Source organism: Fodinisporobacter ferrooxydans, assembly GCF_022818495.1.
GTDB lineage: Bacteria > Bacillota > Bacilli > Tumebacillales > MYW30-H2 > Fodinisporobacter > Fodinisporobacter ferrooxydans.
Window position 1 is genome coordinate 1,459,406 of sequence record NZ_CP089291.1, and the last position, 15,353, is coordinate 1,474,758.

General features: G+C 41.5%; 15 protein-coding genes and 1 pseudogene. 9 read left to right on the plus strand and 7 right to left on the minus strand.

The genetic code is table 11. The annotated features are described in order from the left end of the window. Window positions 1–105 precede the first annotated feature (105 nt). The 4 genes from LSG31_RS23290 to LSG31_RS06930 form a co-directional block, all read right to left on the minus strand. Window positions 106–342 carry a DUF5348 domain-containing protein gene (locus LSG31_RS23290; RefSeq protein WP_430734200.1) on the minus strand — a complete coding sequence of 79 codons (237 nt, stop codon included), beginning with the start codon at window positions 340–342 and terminating at the stop codon, window positions 106–108. 70 nt (window positions 343–412) lie between these two features. Further along, complete coding sequence (locus tag LSG31_RS06920; RefSeq protein ID WP_347435624.1) at window positions 413–1,222, minus strand: ExeA family protein; 810 nt, start codon at window positions 1,220–1,222, stop codon at window positions 413–415. Next, the gene (locus LSG31_RS06925; protein ID WP_347435625.1) at window positions 1,219–2,484 is read right to left on the minus strand and encodes a DDE-type integrase/transposase/recombinase; all 1,266 of its coding nucleotides are present in this window, start codon (window positions 2,482–2,484) and stop codon (window positions 1,219–1,221) included. The genes LSG31_RS06920 and LSG31_RS06925 overlap by 4 nt, the downstream gene beginning before the upstream one ends. A gap of 145 nt (window positions 2,485–2,629) precedes the next feature. Continuing rightward, the gene (locus LSG31_RS06930; protein WP_347435626.1) at window positions 2,630–3,196 is read right to left on the minus strand and encodes a DUF6431 domain-containing protein; all 567 of its coding nucleotides are present in this window, start codon (window positions 3,194–3,196) and stop codon (window positions 2,630–2,632) included. Between the two features lie 127 nt (window positions 3,197–3,323). On the opposite strand from LSG31_RS06930, the gene LSG31_RS06935 reads away from it, so the two are divergent. From LSG31_RS06935 to LSG31_RS06950, 4 genes are all read left to right on the plus strand, one after another. Beyond that, window positions 3,324–3,698 (plus strand): hypothetical protein, encoded by a 375-nt coding sequence (locus tag LSG31_RS06935; RefSeq protein WP_347438646.1) that lies wholly within the window; start codon window positions 3,324–3,326, stop codon window positions 3,696–3,698. 63 nt (window positions 3,699–3,761) lie between these two features. Next, entirely contained in the window at window positions 3,762–5,384 is a 1,623-nt protein-coding gene (locus LSG31_RS06940; RefSeq protein WP_347438647.1) for an N-acyl-D-amino-acid deacylase family protein, read from the plus strand. 427 nt (window positions 5,385–5,811) lie between these two features. Continuing rightward, window positions 5,812–6,378, plus strand: coding sequence for an alcohol dehydrogenase catalytic domain-containing protein (locus LSG31_RS06945; RefSeq protein ID WP_347438648.1), 567 nt, complete (start codon window positions 5,812–5,814; stop codon window positions 6,376–6,378). Further along, window positions 6,281–6,892: a zinc-binding dehydrogenase gene (locus LSG31_RS06950; RefSeq protein ID WP_347438649.1), complete on the plus strand. Its 612-nt coding sequence runs from the start codon at window positions 6,281–6,283 to the stop codon at window positions 6,890–6,892. The genes LSG31_RS06945 and LSG31_RS06950 overlap by 98 nt, the downstream gene beginning before the upstream one ends. Before the next feature lie 763 nt (window positions 6,893–7,655). Here the strand turns inward: LSG31_RS06950 and LSG31_RS06955 are convergent. From LSG31_RS06955 to LSG31_RS06965, 3 genes and pseudogenes are all read right to left on the minus strand, one after another. Continuing rightward, on the minus strand, window positions 7,656–9,017 hold the full coding sequence (locus LSG31_RS06955) for an IS1380 family transposase (RefSeq protein WP_347438650.1): 1,362 nt from the start codon (window positions 9,015–9,017) through the stop codon (window positions 7,656–7,658). 355 nt (window positions 9,018–9,372) lie between these two features. Next, window positions 9,373–9,681, minus strand: a pseudogene (locus LSG31_RS06960) (transposase); the annotation flags it as partial. 184 nt (window positions 9,682–9,865) lie between these two features. Then, window positions 9,866–10,411, minus strand: a complete 546-nt coding sequence (locus tag LSG31_RS06965) for a TetR/AcrR family transcriptional regulator (protein WP_347438651.1) — start codon at window positions 10,409–10,411, stop codon at window positions 9,866–9,868. 272 nt (window positions 10,412–10,683) lie between these two features. On the opposite strand from LSG31_RS06965, the gene LSG31_RS06970 reads away from it, so the two are divergent. The 5 genes from LSG31_RS06970 to LSG31_RS06990 all read left to right on the plus strand — a co-directional run bounded on the left by LSG31_RS06970 (window position 10,684) and on the right by LSG31_RS06990 (window position 15,310). Next, window positions 10,684–11,679, plus strand: a complete 996-nt coding sequence (locus LSG31_RS06970; protein ID WP_347438652.1) for an aldo/keto reductase — start codon at window positions 10,684–10,686, stop codon at window positions 11,677–11,679. 76 nt (window positions 11,680–11,755) lie between these two features. After that, a complete protein-coding gene (locus LSG31_RS06975; RefSeq protein WP_347438653.1) occupies window positions 11,756–12,607 on the plus strand; it encodes an aldo/keto reductase in 852 nt (283 codons plus the stop codon). A gap of 87 nt (window positions 12,608–12,694) precedes the next feature. Then, on the plus strand, window positions 12,695–13,282 hold the full coding sequence (locus tag LSG31_RS06980; protein WP_347438654.1) for an SDR family oxidoreductase: 588 nt from the start codon (window positions 12,695–12,697) through the stop codon (window positions 13,280–13,282). Next, a complete protein-coding gene (locus LSG31_RS06985) occupies window positions 13,282–14,469 on the plus strand; it encodes an MFS transporter (RefSeq protein ID WP_347438655.1) in 1,188 nt (395 codons plus the stop codon). Before LSG31_RS06980 ends, LSG31_RS06985 begins: the two co-directional genes overlap by 1 nt. 517 nt (window positions 14,470–14,986) lie before the next feature. Beyond that, the gene (locus LSG31_RS06990) at window positions 14,987–15,310 is read left to right on the plus strand and encodes a hypothetical protein (RefSeq protein WP_347438656.1); all 324 of its coding nucleotides are present in this window, start codon (window positions 14,987–14,989) and stop codon (window positions 15,308–15,310) included. Window positions 15,311–15,353: the final 43 nt, after the last annotated feature.

Sequence of the window (15,353 nt, forward strand, 5' to 3'; positions counted from 1 at the left end):
CTTTTTTCCTAACGCGCTATCGCTTGTTGCACCCAGTAGAAAGGCAATAGCATTTAGCTATTGCCTTTCTACTGGGTCTAAGAAGTAATCACTTGTCACTCTTTGTTAATCGACTTTCACTTCGTATTTCTGTTTTGGATGTAAATAAAATCGAGTTTCCCGAAGGTATAACAGCCATTCACAGCCAAGTTCTATTCTACAAGGGATATACTCATAGCCTACCTTAATCTCGAAACAATCGCCGCAGTGAAGGTCGTAAGAATGGTCTATCTTTTGGATTTGCCAGCGTTCCTTGGCAGGACAATAGACGAGGATTCCTGGTTTTTGGGTTCGGGTCATCATGATTCTTTCCTTTCCTGAGAATATTTGGGGATCAGGGTTGTCCCCTTTGACTCGTTCTAAGCCATCCAAGCTATCTCAATGCCAGACCGCACTCCGGGGCGATGATCCGGATGACTTCGGCATCGATCTGTTCTTTTTTGTTTTGGCTGCCATATAATAGGGCGTGCATAGCCAATAAATTAATCAGGCGTGGATATCCATTGGAACAGGCACTAACAGCTTCTATTGCGTCTTCCGTGAAAATCGGATATTTCGCCCCGGCATAGGCAAGGTGATGCTCCATATATCCCTTGACCTCTTCCTTATCCAGCGGCTCGACCTGATGTCGAACCAAAAGCCGCTGGGATAAGGATCTATGTGGGTTTAACGACAGACGGTCCCGTAAGTAAGGCCAGCCGCATATAAGAAGGACAAAAGGATTCTGGGTATCCATGTGAAAATTAAAGAGCAGGCTCAAATCTTGTAAAAAGACATCTTTGGCCATTTGCATCTCGTCAAGGATGAAAACCGGCGTAATCTTTTGTTCGTAGAACAAACGGCTAATCGCCTGTTGGATTTGGCGAAACAGATCCACTTTCCGACTTTGTGGCTGTTCTCCTAGGCCGAAGGCCAATCCACGGTAAAAGTCAGTTACTGTTCCTGTAGACAACGGGAAATAGATGACCTTGTAGAGCGATTGGCCCAAGCCTTCGGCAAATGCACCCAAGGCGTAGGTTTTACCGGCTCCCGGGTCGCCGACAACAAGTGCCATGCCGCGAACCTGCTTCATGTAGGTTAAACATCCCATTGCTTCTTGAAAGGAACGGGAAGTATAGGGCGACATACCTTTGGTTTCCTTGGCAAAAGGGATTTTGGAAAGGGAATAGAATGCCATGATCATTCCCTATCTTCTCCTTTCCTGTCCATCCCTTGCATATCAGCGAAGGAGATGGCGGGTCGTTTTCGTTTTACATGAGCATTATCATGAAAATTCACTTCAGAAGCGCGAGCGACTGGTTTCCCGTCCTCATAGATATGCACGCCTTGTTCATCGTAACGAATCTCGATCTTTTGACCTATAAATCGCTCGGGAACTTCATACAGCTGGTTATTGAGCGAAAACGTTCCGTCATGTTTGACAGTTCGATTCTCCCGTTTAAGAAAGATAGGATCTAATTTGGCAGGGTCGTCGACCATCCGTACTTGATCAATCTGGGACAAGTACACTTCGAGCGGCATTTTTCCATTGAGAGAAGAATGTGGCTTGCGATGGTAGTCTTCCTCCAACCACTTCCAAAACCGTTCATTCAGTTCTTCCAATGAAGAAGCCGGTTTTGCTTTTAACAGCGAATAGAAACGCGTCTTAATCGTTCCGAACAGGCGTTCTATTTTCCCTTTGCTAGCGGCATCATAGGGCTGCGTGTGCAGGAGGTGTATGCCTAATTCTGCACAAGCCAAATGCAGCGTATCGGAACGAAAGATCTTGCCGTTGTCGGTATACAGCATCTTGGGAATGCCTCTGCGAAGCAAAGCTTCTTTCAAGACTGTGCGTAGCCCGTCAAATTTCTCGGATGGGACAAATTGCGCAAATGTGCATAGGCGAGAGCAATCATCGATCACCGCAATTAAATACGTCTTGATTTTTTTGTCGCCTGTACGAAGATATGGCCCATCTGACAGGTCGGTTTGCCAGAGCATATTGACCGTATCATGAGAAAACCGTTTTCGTTCGGGCGAACGCACTATCCCCTTCCCCAGCAATCCCTCCTTTTTCAGTAAGCGATAGATAGAGGTATAAGATACATCCTGCGGTAAAATCTCTCCTTGTTGCACCAATTGGTCATAAAACACCGTCACTGGCATTCCTTGATTTTCTTTACGCAGGGATACCAAGTGCAGCTGTAATTCACCGGATAACGATCGGGATTGTCCTCGATCCGAACGTGCCTGGGGCTTTAACGCGTCAAAACCATTACGGCGATATTGCCTTAGCCAAGCTAAGATTGTCTTGGGTGTAAATTCTTTGGAACCATAGTAAGGGACTTCGTGGGTTTTGGCAGACACCTCAGCCAAATATGTGGCGCGATCCACCTGTTCATTGAGCAAGGGAGCGATGATCCCATAGCGAAAAAGGGCCACGCGTTCCCGGTTTTGTTCATCCATTGGTTAAGTAGCCTCCCATTGTCTAAATTGGAAAGAACTGGCGCGCTTTCTCGTTCTTCCTTTTCGAAGGCTAGCCGGCTAACCATTACGATGCATTATAAAACCCGTACACGGTCCCTGACGAGGAAAAAGGTATGTGGAAACATTATTCTGTTTTGGCCACGGGTGATCCGTGATAAAATGAATGTGCCATAAAGCTGCTAATGTAATGATTGTGCCACTTTCGAATGAAGGTGACTCTGGGGAGAGTTTCAATCATATTCAGAAGCATTATGGCTTTTTCTATGGGATCTTCTGGGAAGATCTGTTTGTTCCCCTCAAGACGAAAGAACATCTCGATGATTTTGCTTTTGGCCATCAACCGTTTCCGGTAAAAACAAACTAACTGGCGGCTAAATAGCAGTACACAATAAGCCCAGAATAGTTGTAAGGTCTGCAAGATGGAAGAGAGCGTGTTCTGAAAGTAGGGAAGCAGAAAATCCGGAAGAATAGCGAATGTTTTGTTACATTTGGGATTCGGACATTTGTAACGGCAAATGGGAATCCGATATTCTGCATCGGTCTCGATCGCGTAGCGGTTATAAAAACCATGGCGTTTTAACTTCTGTTGGGACTTACAAATCGGGCAAGATTCAATCACAGGGAAATTATTGGCCCTGCCGAGCTGAAAATAACAGGGAAGATCAACTGGAAAATGATGGGTAATAATCACTCGAAACACCGCCCTTATAATTTGCAAAAAGTTTAGCAAATTGAGGCGGCATTAAAATAGCGGTAATCTGTTCCAATGTGCAAATGAGCACTTGTTTCCTGCGGAAACAAAGTGCTCATTCACACTAATGCTTCTATTGATACCGAACATCCTTTCGCTTCTACTATTTGGCTACTACGGAGTTGTTGGTGGAATTACATTTGCTTGGCTAGCAGCACTTTATTGGCCACGCGTTACAACTGTCGCAGCTACTTCAAGTATGATAATCGGTGGTGGGGTTTCAATTGTCTTGTATTTATATAACCAGCTTTCCCATACAACTTTATTTGGTGTTAACCCAATAATCATTGGATTAGTCTTGTCATTCCTCACTATAGTTATTGGTTCATTGTCGCAGAAAGAGGAATATACAAAGTATTTGAACTTTATTGAGGAAAATAATATTGTCGGAATTCGTCATTTCGGTAAGGTATTAACCAAAAACAATAGCGTTGAAGGTTAAGCATTAAAGTAAATATCCTGAATTTACATTCGTAAGTTTAATAAAATTAAAGGGGATTTATTTATGATTGATTTGGTGATCCGCAATGGTTTAATCGTTGATGGGATGGGAAATCCAGCTTTTGTTGGTGATATTTCAATTCATAACGGCCATATTGTGAACATTGGGGTTGCTGATGAACAAGGGGAGTGTGAGCTGAACTCCGAGGGGATGGTGGTCTTTCCGGGGTTTATCGATGCGCATACTCATTCTGACATCGCCCTACTTGAGGAACCCGGAGCTGTTGCAAAAATCTCACAAGGTGTAACAACAGAAATATTGGGGAATTGTGGATTTTCTGTTGCCCCAATTATTAAAAGTGATACCATAAAATCGTTCCGTCAGTATTGTAAGCCAGTATTAGGTTTCCCAGAAAGACTATGGACATGGAGTTCATACTCCGAATATATAGATATGTTGAAAGAGGCTCACCCAGCCGTTAACTATGCGTCCCTCGTAGGTCATAGCACACTTCGATGTGCCGTAATGGGTTTTGAGAATCGGAGCCCAACTGTTTCTGAATTATCACAAATGAAAGCGCTTCTTGAGGAGGCTTTGCAGCAAGGTGCGTTTGGAATCTCAACAGGTTTAGCTTATACACCTGGAGCATATGCGGGTACCGAGGAACTAATTGAATTGTCACGGGTTGTTGCCAAGTACGGCGGTATCTATACAACACACTTGAGAAACCAGGGAGATATGCTTGTTGGTTCTGTTAAAGAAGCAATTGAGATTGGTGTTCAATCTGGGGTAGCAATTCATATATCGCATCACAAGGTGGCCGGGGAGAAAAACGCTGGGTTAGTTAATCGAACTTTGTCATTGCTTGATGAAACTTTTCGCCAGGGTATTAAGTCAAGTTCTGATATGTACCCGTATTTAGCGGGGAGCACAACTCTTGCATCTTTACTCCCACCCTGGTTGCTTGAAGGTGGAGTAGAGAATATGCTTAGTAGATTGCGAAATACGGAGACGAGGAAGATAGTAACTGCCAACTTTGAAAACGGAGTTTCAGGTTGGGAAAACCGTATTAATGCTATCGGATATCAAAATGTAGTAATTTGTTCACTTGAAAGCTTGGAAAACCGAAAGCTGCAAGGTATGGGGCTCGTTGAAATAGCAAAATTAAGGCATGAATCGGAACTAGAATGTATGTTTAATCTATTACTAGAGGAGAATGGAGATGTTGGTGTAATTCTCAAAAATTCAACCGAAGTAGATTTACAAACAGTATTAAAACATTCACGTACTGTTGTCGGGTCAGATGGATTATATAGCGGGGACCATCCCCATCCACGATTGTTTGGAACATTTCCAAGAATGATAAGACGTTATGTAAATGAACGGCCTATTCTTTCATTGACGGAAGCTATCCGAAAAATGACTGGATTAACAGCTGAACTCTTCAATCTTAGTAAGGTAGGTAAACTACAAAAAGGGTTTCGTGCCGATATTGTAGTATTTGACCCTAAGAAAATAAAGGATAATGCAACGTTTGATTATCCCTGTTTGATGGCCGATGGAATTCATCACGTGTTAGTTGGTGGGTGTTTTGCCCTAAAAGACGGGCAAGTAACTGGTCTACGCAACGGAAATTTTTTAGCTCATTCCGTCTTAGGTAGCAAGGCTGCTAATAGTAAGGACTAACTTAGTTTTCGAATATAAAAATTCAAGAAAAGACTAATAAATCATTAAACTGCACTCCATCAAGTAGACGGTGAAAAAGCAAAGAAATTTAGGCAGCCTTGGTCAGAACTTTCATCGGACTGAGGCTGTTTGATTCCGCTTGTAATCGTTTGTAGTTTGAAAGTGTATGTAGCCAAATCATCAATGGCCTTGTCGCTTCAAAAGTAGGGCATTGATGCAGATTGTATTTCTTGCACTGTAGTGAACTCGAACCCTTACATGGTTCAGTTGTTAATGCATTTGCAAACGAGTGGCAAGCTTTTGCCATATCATTAGATACTAATTACCTCTTAAATCTTCTCGAGGTATTGAAAACCTCTGTCACTGTACGGCACAGGCTTACTGCGTTAGCTGATTGAAACTCACTAAATGGTTTTAATCAGCGGTAATGGGTGGGCGGCTTCAAGTTGAGGAAGTGAATTTAGCTGCGTCAAAGGCGAATGAAGTTCTTGTAAAAATAGGAGCAACTGTAGTATGCCATAGTGACTTGAACGCCCTTCACGATGAAACGACCCCAATCCCTACCATTCTCGGACACGAAGGGGCCGGAGTGGTTGTTGAAGTTGGCGAGAATGTCCAGACTGTTAAACCTGGCGACAAGGTCGCTTTAAGTTGGGTCCCATTCTGTGGAACATGTGAGTTCTGTAAAGCAGGTCAGGTAAATCTTTGCGAATCTGCTTTCGGCCCAATGTTTGCAGGCACACTCCTTGATGGTACAACCCGGTTAAGCCGAAATGGGGAAATACTCTACCATAACTCCCTTCTTTCCACATTTGCAGAGTATACGGTTGTTCCGGAGATGAGCTGTGTTCAGATTCCAGGCGATATGCCTTTGGCTCAGGCTTCCTTGATAGGCTGTGGCGTGGCGGACCGGTTTTGGGGCCGCTGTTCGAGCAGCAAAGGTAACTCCGGGCTCGACTGTCGCAGTTTTCGGCATCGGGGGAGTCGGAGTTAATGCCATCCAAGGTGCCCGTATTGCCGGTGCATCGAAGATTATTGCGTGTGATCTCAAACCGCAAAACCTGGACATTGTAAAAACCTTTGGTGCAACACACACAGTAAATGTTGGTGACGGAGATACCGTAGAAGCCCTTAAGGATTTGACGGGTGGGTTCGGCGTTCATTTTGCAATTGACTGCACAGGCAATACCAACGCAGCATCAACCGCTTGGCAAGGGACAAGAAGAGGAGGAACAACAGTTGTCATTGGTGCGTTTAATCCAAAGAAAGAACTAGTCCTCCCAGCAGGCGGATTTCATCGAGTGGGAAAGACATTAAAAGGCAGTTTTTATGGAGATGTCCATCCATTTCGGGATTTCCCCATCATTGCGCAACTGTATCTGGATGGGAAATTCCAGTTGGATGAGCTTGTGCTTTCAAGAATCGGACTGGATCAAATAAATGATGCCTTTGACAGTTTCCATGATTCAGTATCCATAAACGTCGGACGTACAGTAGTAGAGTTTTAATATTGTAGTGTTAGGCTTCACACATTTATGTGGATCTGACTGTTAAAAAAACCCTGTTTCATAAAATGGGAATAGGGAACTAAGAAATTGATCCTCTAGAATTACATCTAAGGGGCTTTTACCAACTGACGAGACATATTTTTGACTTTATAAATGAATGTGAAAATCCTCCCTTTTAATAAAGGAAGACTATCTCGGCTATCCGGGGCTCTACATATTTAATGTGGAGCCCGGTGTTTTTGCGGACACTAGGCTGTTACTATTTCCGAACGTGCAAAACACGCTACAGAAACATTAGGACGGTCTCTATTTGGAGATTTATAGCCACAGAAAGTTTGGCTCTTTGGCATTAGGATACTAATTAATTCTAAAGAAGTTCATCCGAACGCTCTAGAATAGCATAACATCACATGGGCGACCGAACCGGAAAACCCGCGCAAAATATGCAAAAACACCACATCGTAAAATAACCTGGATTTCTACCCTCTCAATTCCCAAATTGATCGCTGATGTTGGTATAGATTCTAAGTTGCGCCTGAATCCGTGACAGCTTTTTAGTTAATGTTTTAGAAATGGATAAACACTCTAATTCTTGTCTGAACTATTGAAAATAGCATATGGTTTACTGGTTACTATGACTGTGAATCTTCTTCGACTTATTGCTTTTTGGGGCAAACTCGGATTTTGGCAATATCAAACTAAACCCTCTAAACTTATTTTTTTGAGAAGGCATTAGATATCTACGTGCTTGTCGTAAATCTCTTTACAAAGAAGCAGTCGTATACATTTGCTTGACCGTATGAAACCACGGACAGTAACAGCCAAATCGCAGTTTCCATTTACGAGCGTGTCGAACCAAGCGAGCTGCAAGATAAATCATGTTTTGAATGACCGTTCGAATCCGTCGGCGCTGAACAGACTTTTTGAGTGGCGAGAATGGTGTTTGCAAGCTTTGTTGGCCGATGATCCGTAGCAAATTATAGGCGAATACACCCGCATGCAGGATTACGTCATTCGTTTTAAATTTGCCTGCCGGCAGCCGTTCCATATCAAGATCTGTCTTGATTTCGCTGTGAAATTGCTCGCTAGTTCCGTGATCATGATACAATTCAATGACTTGCCAAGCGGAACAGGTAAGGGATGTCCAATAGGTATCGACTTCAATTTCCGGCACGAACAACACTTGTCCGTCTTTGGTGATCGTACGTTCCGTCACTTGAAATACGACACGAACCGACTGTTGCATTTCTTTCACGTAAAGGGAAGTCGAACCGATGTACACCTTTTTCCCTTCCCGTTGTTCACAGCAGATTCCTTTGGTTTGAGCGACCGTAAGCCACTCTTCGCGGGATTCCTTGCGTAAGTTGCGTTTGATAATGTAGTCTGCTTTTGTTTCTTCTGCATGGCACACGACAAGATTGTCCTTGCTGTCATTGCCCGAATCTAGGCGAACCAATAGAGGCTGTTCTGTGATCATGCGGGCATAGTGAATGCTCTGGCTTAGAAAGGCGGGTGTCCCATTTTGGCAATGTTGCTTGCCTTCCCGTAATTCGACGTTCATGTTGTATCCTTCCCGAGCCAGATAAGCGAAGATGGGTGCGTAACCATCAAACGCCTTGTACGTTCGGGAAGTGCCTTCCTTTTTGGTCTTGGAGTTGTCAAAGGGCGAAACATCTACATCAAGCGGAAGAAACTGTTGTTCTGTCCCATCGGGCAGTCGGATCATAATTGGAGTAAGGGGAACGTTGATGGTTTTCAATAACGTCGCCGACTCTTCCTTCAATATCGTTTGCCAATCCGCATCTTCCGATGCTCCCGCCATATCAAGACGCTGACGCAGTGTGGGACTGGAAGGAACCAATTTCAAGTCCAACGAGAGGGCAAAAAAATCATCTTCACGGAAAGGCTCGATGGCATCGAAGTCGTTCTTGCCTTGACAAAGCAGACCCAGATAGGAAGACATGATGTCGCCGTTGGAAATGTCAGGAGAACGAACTCCGTCGAGTTTCGTATGATCCAATCGTTGTGTCAATCGGGTTTGTGCAATCAATTGGCCTATGGCAGCAAGTCCCGAATGCGAAGTCAGGTATTCATTGGATTGTTCAAATTCAAAATGTACCGGCATATAATGGACACCCCTGTGGTGAAGTTTGTTTATGTAAGAAAAAAACTCGGTTTTCTCCATTATACGTATTAAATCTCTGTTATTCTATTGTTTTCATAAAAGTAATTTCACGGATTCAGGTTGCGTTAAGGTAACTATTGCTTCCCTCATATTGATAGACGAATATTTGGTTAGAATTGCTGACATTTTCCCATTTATCAGGTGGAGAATATCTTTCCGTTCCAGAACACGAAGTAATAATTACCTGTCAACTCGATCCTTTATTTCTAATTTACTCTATGTCGAAGAAGTAAGATGGACCCCTCTGTCAAGACACTGATTTTTAGGTTTAAGTAATATCTTTGTTACTGATATTTCAGATAGCTGTAGGAGGGTGCAGTGCAGTAAACCCCTCCGGAAAATAGAACTCAGCCGGTGTCCGGTAGTCGAGTGATTGATGTGGGCGCTCGTAGTTGTAGTCATTGATGGATGCAGCAATCTGTCGCCTTGCGTCCTTGGGACTGTTGTACTCATGCAGGTAAACATAGTCGTACTTAAGAGTTCGCCAGAAGCGCTCTGTGATGATATTGTCCAGCGCTCTGTTCTTACCGTCCATACTGATTTGGACACCTGCTTCTTTAAGAAGATCAGTGTACTGGTCACTCGTGAAATGGCTACCTTGGTCACAGGAATTTAAGAGATTGAGGGGGAGTAGGGGAAAAACGAGGAAAAGGGAATAGGGATTTAGGGAAGGATTTTATTTGAATACAGGAATTGGAAAAAGATGAAAAATGCAGGTGTGACAAGGGGCTGAGGGGAATTGGGGAGAATGGATGAGTTTAGCAGAGTATCAAAAAACCATATTCTAATTATAGATTCCTCTCTAACAAAATCCCCACTTGTTCTGCCATAACATGAGGTGGATAAGGCATTCCATTCTTGAACCACCATTCCACTATCCCTACGTATGAGGTCACAATAAATTGAAGAATAACATCTTCATTTAATCCTTGATTTTTTCCTTTTGTTGTATCCACTTCGTTCTTGAACTCTTCGATAAGAAACTCATTGAACTGACTACGAAATGAAGGCGCTCCTTTGCTCGCTAACATGGTCGAAAAGAATAAATAATTCTTTTCGAGGTATTCGAACCAGGGCAAATTCGCCTCAGTAAATTCTACGTCAGCCAACGATTCGCACATTTCCCGCATTTCATTAATATGTTCTTCAATTAATTTATCAAGCAAATCATATTTATCCACGTAATGGAGATAGATAGTCCCTCGGCTTACATTTGCCCTATCCGAAATATCTTGAATTGTTATGTCATCGAAATTTTTTTCAGACATCAGTTCAATAATAGCTTTTTTTATCGCTTCTTGAGATTTAGCTATTCTTCTGTCTACTTTCACCATTGTGAGATTCACCAGACTTCCTTAAATAATTAACAATTTTAATTGATTTGTTCACTAATGAACAAATTGCGGTCTTTTAACAATTGTAAACTCCCTATTTCTATTTATAATTATATACAGGTGTTCATTAATGTATAGATGTTTTAATGGACAGTTTTCATTCGTTTGTTCATTAATGGACATAACGCATTCATTTGACCATTTTAAGCATCTTGTTTCTGCTAATAATAACAGGTAGCCAAAATCAGATATTGGAAAGTGAGGAAAAAACAATGGAATATGCGAAACTTGGAAATACAGGCTTGGATGTATCGCGGCTTTGTCTCGGATGCATGGGTTTTGGCGAGAAGGAACGTTGGGTTCACCCTTGGGTAATTGATGAAGAGAGCAGTCGTTCTATAATCAAAAAAGCCCTTGATTTAGGTATTAATTTCTTTGATACAGCGAATGTTTATTCAGATGGAACAAGTGAGGAATTTGTTGGACGTGCCGTAAAGGATTATGCCAATCGAGATGAGATTGTCCTTGCCACAAAGGTTTATTTTCCGTTGGGTAAAGATTTAAACAGCAAAGGTCCGAACAGCAAAGGTCTCTCCCGAAAGCATATTATGAGCGAAATTGATAAGAGTCTTAAACGCTTGGGAACAGATTATGTAGACCTTTATATAATCCACCGTTGGGATTATAACACGCCTATCGAAGAGACAATGGAAGCATTACATGATGTTGTTAAAGCTGGTAAAGCGAGATATATTGGTGCTTCTGCCATGTTTGCATGGCAGTTCCTAAAAGCGTTGAATGTGGCAGAGAAAAATGGGTGGACTCGTTTTGTATCGATGCAGAATCATCTAAACCTCATATACCGTGAAGAGGAGCGGGAAATGTTGCCTCTTTGTAAGGAGGAAAGAATCGGGGTGACCCCATATAGCCCGCTTGCATCAGGAAGATTGACACGTGATTGGTCGGAAACGACACTTCGTTCCGAAACCGACCAAACTCAGAAATCTAAGTACGATGCAACTGCAAGTACTGACCGATTAATTGCAGAGCGGGTTGCAAAACTGGCAGAAAAACACGGTGTTCTTCGTTCACAAATTGCAATTGCTTGGTTGTTACAGAAAGAAACCGTAACAGCACCTATTATCGGAGCAACGAAAATATCCCATCTTGAAGATGCAGTGGGTGCTCTATCCGTTACATTAACACCTGAAGAAATTGCGTTCTTAGAAGAACCTTATGTACCACATCCGGTAGTTGGTGCACTATAGATTGATGGGATTTTTAGCAGGAGCAGGGTTGATACTCTGCTATGTTTCTTGATTCAATAAAACGGGAGGATTCAAAATGCAAAAAGTAGTTTTAAACAATGGTGTTGAGATGCCTATTCTCGGCTTTGGGGTTTATCAGATTCAAGATGCAAATGAATGTGAACAAGCAGTATATGACGCCATTGCGTCAGGCTATCGTCTTATTGATACTGCTGCTTCTTATCTAAATGAAGGAGCGGTTGGTAAAGCAATCAAACGGAGTGGTGTTCCAAGAGAAGAACTATTTATTACCACAAAACTCTGGGTTCAGGATACAGGTTATGAGAACACAAAAAAGGCATTCGAAAAATCACTTCAAAGATTGCAATTGGATTATTTGGATTTGTACCTCATTCATCAACCGTTTGGTGATGTTTTTGGTTCTTGGCGTGCGATGGAGGAGCTGTATCACGAGGGCAAGGTCAGAGCAATCGGAGTGAGTAACTTTAGAGATGACCGTCTGCTCGATTTAACGCTTCGCAATGAAGTCATCCCTGCCGTAAATCAGGTGGAAACACATCCTTTCTGCCAGCAAATCGAAAGTGCAAAACTGATGAAAGAGTACAATGTTCAAATCGAGTCTTGGGCACCTTTTGCTGAAGGGAGAAATGACCTCTTCCAAAATGAAGGTTTAGTATCTATAGCTGAAAAGTATAAAAAATCCGTTGCTCAGGTGGTTTTACGTTGGTTGACTCAAAGAGGGGTTGTTGTTATTCCAAAATCTGTTAATAAGGAAAGAATCATTGAAAACTTCAATATCTTCGACTTTGAATTAAGTGGGGAGGATATGGAGAAGATTGCTGCGTTAGATACAAGAAAGAGTTTGTTCTTTTCACATAACGACCCTGAAATCGTGAAATGGATGGCTACACGTAAACTTGATATTTAATAATACCCTTTAAATTATTTTTGCGACCAGTTTGTTGGCTGTTTTATTTAGTTAATGTAGTCCTATATCAAAGAGAAGGTATTAAATTTGAGTAATGTATTAATCCTTGGAGCAGGCGGAGGAATTGCTCGTGTGGCTATAGATTTGTTCTTAAAGGAAACCGATGCACAGTTAACGCTATATCTGCGCAGTTCACGCAGGCTAATACATCTGGAATCAAATCGTGTTCGAGTAATCGAAGGCGATGTTATGGATATTGAGAAACTACAAGAGGCGATGAATGGTCAGGATGTAGTCTATGCCAATCTTGCTGGAAATCTTGAACAAATGGCAAAAACCGTTGTACAGGCAATGGATGCGACTGGCGTTAAACGTCTTATTTGGATTAGTTCAATGGGAATTTATGATGAAGTACCAGGTCAGAAATATAGAAGCATCTTAGACCCGTATCGTGATTCAGCCGCAGTCGTAGAAGCCTCGGACGTTGATTATACAATTTTGAGACCTGGTTGGTTTACCAATAAAGATGAAATTGACTATGAGACAACTCAGAAAGGCGAACCATTTAAGGGGCATGATGTATCTCGAAAAAGTGTTGCAGACTTGGTTGTTAAATTAGCGGTAACACCAGGATTTGAAGTTCGTCGCAGCTTAGGGGTGAACAAACCCGAATAATGGATAATCGAAATAATTTGTTGATATTTATATTAGCCCTTGGAGTTTTCGGCATCTTAAATACTGAATTAGGGGTTGTTGGGATACTACCTTTAATTGCTGAACACTTTCATGTCAGTATATCTCAAGCAGGTTTGTTAGTTAGTCTCTTTGCTCTTGCTCTTGCTGTTGCTGTTGCTATATCTGGTCCGATTTTACCGCTATTGTTCTCTGTTATAAATCGCAAGAAGGTAATGTTACTTGTACTTGGTGGTTTTGTTATAGGTAACATTGTTTCCATATTTGCAACAAACTTTACTACTTTATTAATTGCTCGTGTGATTCCAGCCTTTTTACATCCTGTTTATATTTCAATAGCTTTGACAGTTGCTTCTACCTCAGTTTCCAAGGAAGAAGTTCGAAAAGCTGTTTCTAAAGTAATTTTAGGGGTATCTGCTGGTATGGTACTAGGTGTACCAATCGCTACTTTTATCGCTAATCAAACTTCGTTAAAAATGGCGATGATATTCTTTACTGTCGTTAATTTAATCGTATTCATTGCTACATTGCTATTTGTTCCATCCATGCCTGTTACGGAAAAGCGTTCTTACGGCTCCCAATTAAGTGTATTAAAAAAATGGGTTACATGGCTAGCCATTCTTGCTGTCGTTTGTCTAAACGCAGCAAGAAATGGGGTTTATAGTTACTTTGCTGTGTATCTTCAAAACGTTACAAATGTATCTGCAAAAACTTTAACTGTCATGTTAGTTTTATTTGGTGCTGCAACGATTTATGGAAACATGGTGGCAGGGAAAATACTTTCTAAAACTGCCATGAAATCTGTGGTCTATTATCCTTTCGTATTCGGAGCATTGTATCTCTTGTTATTCTTCATGGGAAGCTTCACCGGACCCATGTTTATCATTGTTTTGGTTTGGGGAGTATTATTTGCTTTAGGAACTAATGGTAGTCAATACTGGATTACGTCCGCAGCCCCCGAAGCTCCTGAATTGGCAAATGGTTTGTTTTTGGCATTCGGTAATTTGGGAATAACAATTGGTACGTCCGTAAGTGGATTATTCATATCAGGAATGGGTACACAATACGTTGTATTCAGCGGATTACTTTTCTTGATATTGAGCTTAGGATTTATTTTGATAAGAAACTACATGTACAGTCCCGTAAAACGAGCTGGACAAAACTTTTGAATTTTAATTAAACCATGGATTAGTTTAGGTTGAGAGCTGCCCTGTAGCGTATCTAAATAAACAGTAATTAGGAAAATAAGAATCCATCTCAGAAAAATAAAGCTATTCCCACACATGGATGAAATACTGGTGGTGTTTCTAATTTCAGTCTTGCATTTCATCAATAAAAGCATTTTGGGGAGGAAAATGACGTATTTAGACAAAAACCATCTGATGTTTTCCTTATTTCTACAGGGCTGGTCATCGTATGAATCGGGATTTTCTTGGAGTTATAGACCGAAAACGACAATGTTAGCTTTTGAATGTACGGAAAGATACGTTTGAAAACAAGCAGTAATGTTGGAAAGTGAGCAAATTTTGCAGAAAGATGTAGAAAATTTTAGTATGAGTAATTTAAAATCGGAGTAATCGGCAAATAGTAAAATACCTGTTCCTTGGGTATCCAGAAGCAGATGTATAACTTTGGATTATTCACAAATTGCTCAATGAAATGTACATTCATTATGAGGTGAATGATTTGAGTATACATTCTGAAACTTGGATATATCCAGGGTGGGGTTGGCTACTTGTAACAGGCTTAATATGGCTTATCGGGTTCTCAATAATCAAATATAGTCTTAGAATTAGCAAAGAAACACAAAAAAATCAAAGGGTTTTGGATTATGCCCCAAAGTTAACCTGGCTGGGTGGAGGAATTGCAGGCTTTATCTTGGAAATCATAGTTAGTTTAATCATAGGAATATTTGTAAAACTATTACCCTGGTGGTTCTCAAAAACTATTGGGTTGCTCACTGGTTGCTGGTTTTTCTATTTGGGAATCTTGGCGTTAAAATATGTTTAAGATGAAGTTGACCATTTACACGTTCGAAAGGAATTTGTGAAAG

Coding starts and splice junctions, on each gene's coding strand:
- LSG31_RS06940 (WP_347438647.1), top strand. CDS start 3,762: ATGATTGATTTGGTGATCCGCAATGGTTTAATCGTTGATGGGATGGGA.
- LSG31_RS06970 (WP_347438652.1), top strand. CDS start 10,684: ATGGAATATGCGAAACTTGGAAATACAGGCTTGGATGTATCGCGGCTT.
- LSG31_RS06925 (WP_347435625.1), bottom strand. CDS start 2,484: ATGGATGAACAAAACCGGGAACGCGTGGCCCTTTTTCGCTATGGGATC.
- LSG31_RS06965 (WP_347438651.1), bottom strand. CDS start 10,411: ATGGTGAAAGTAGACAGAAGAATAGCTAAATCTCAAGAAGCGATAAAA.
- LSG31_RS23290 (WP_430734200.1), bottom strand. CDS start 342: ATGATGACCCGAACCCAAAAACCAGGAATCCTCGTCTATTGTCCTGCC.
- LSG31_RS06920 (WP_347435624.1), bottom strand. CDS start 1,222: ATGATCATGGCATTCTATTCCCTTTCCAAAATCCCTTTTGCCAAGGAA.
- LSG31_RS06975 (WP_347438653.1), top strand. CDS start 11,756: ATGCAAAAAGTAGTTTTAAACAATGGTGTTGAGATGCCTATTCTCGGC.
- LSG31_RS06935 (WP_347438646.1), top strand. CDS start 3,324: ATGCTTCTATTGATACCGAACATCCTTTCGCTTCTACTATTTGGCTAC.
- LSG31_RS06945 (WP_347438648.1), top strand. CDS start 5,812: ATGGGTGGGCGGCTTCAAGTTGAGGAAGTGAATTTAGCTGCGTCAAAG.
- LSG31_RS06985 (WP_347438655.1), top strand. CDS start 13,282: ATGGATAATCGAAATAATTTGTTGATATTTATATTAGCCCTTGGAGTT.
- LSG31_RS06955 (WP_347438650.1), bottom strand. CDS start 9,017: ATGCCGGTACATTTTGAATTTGAACAATCCAATGAATACCTGACTTCG.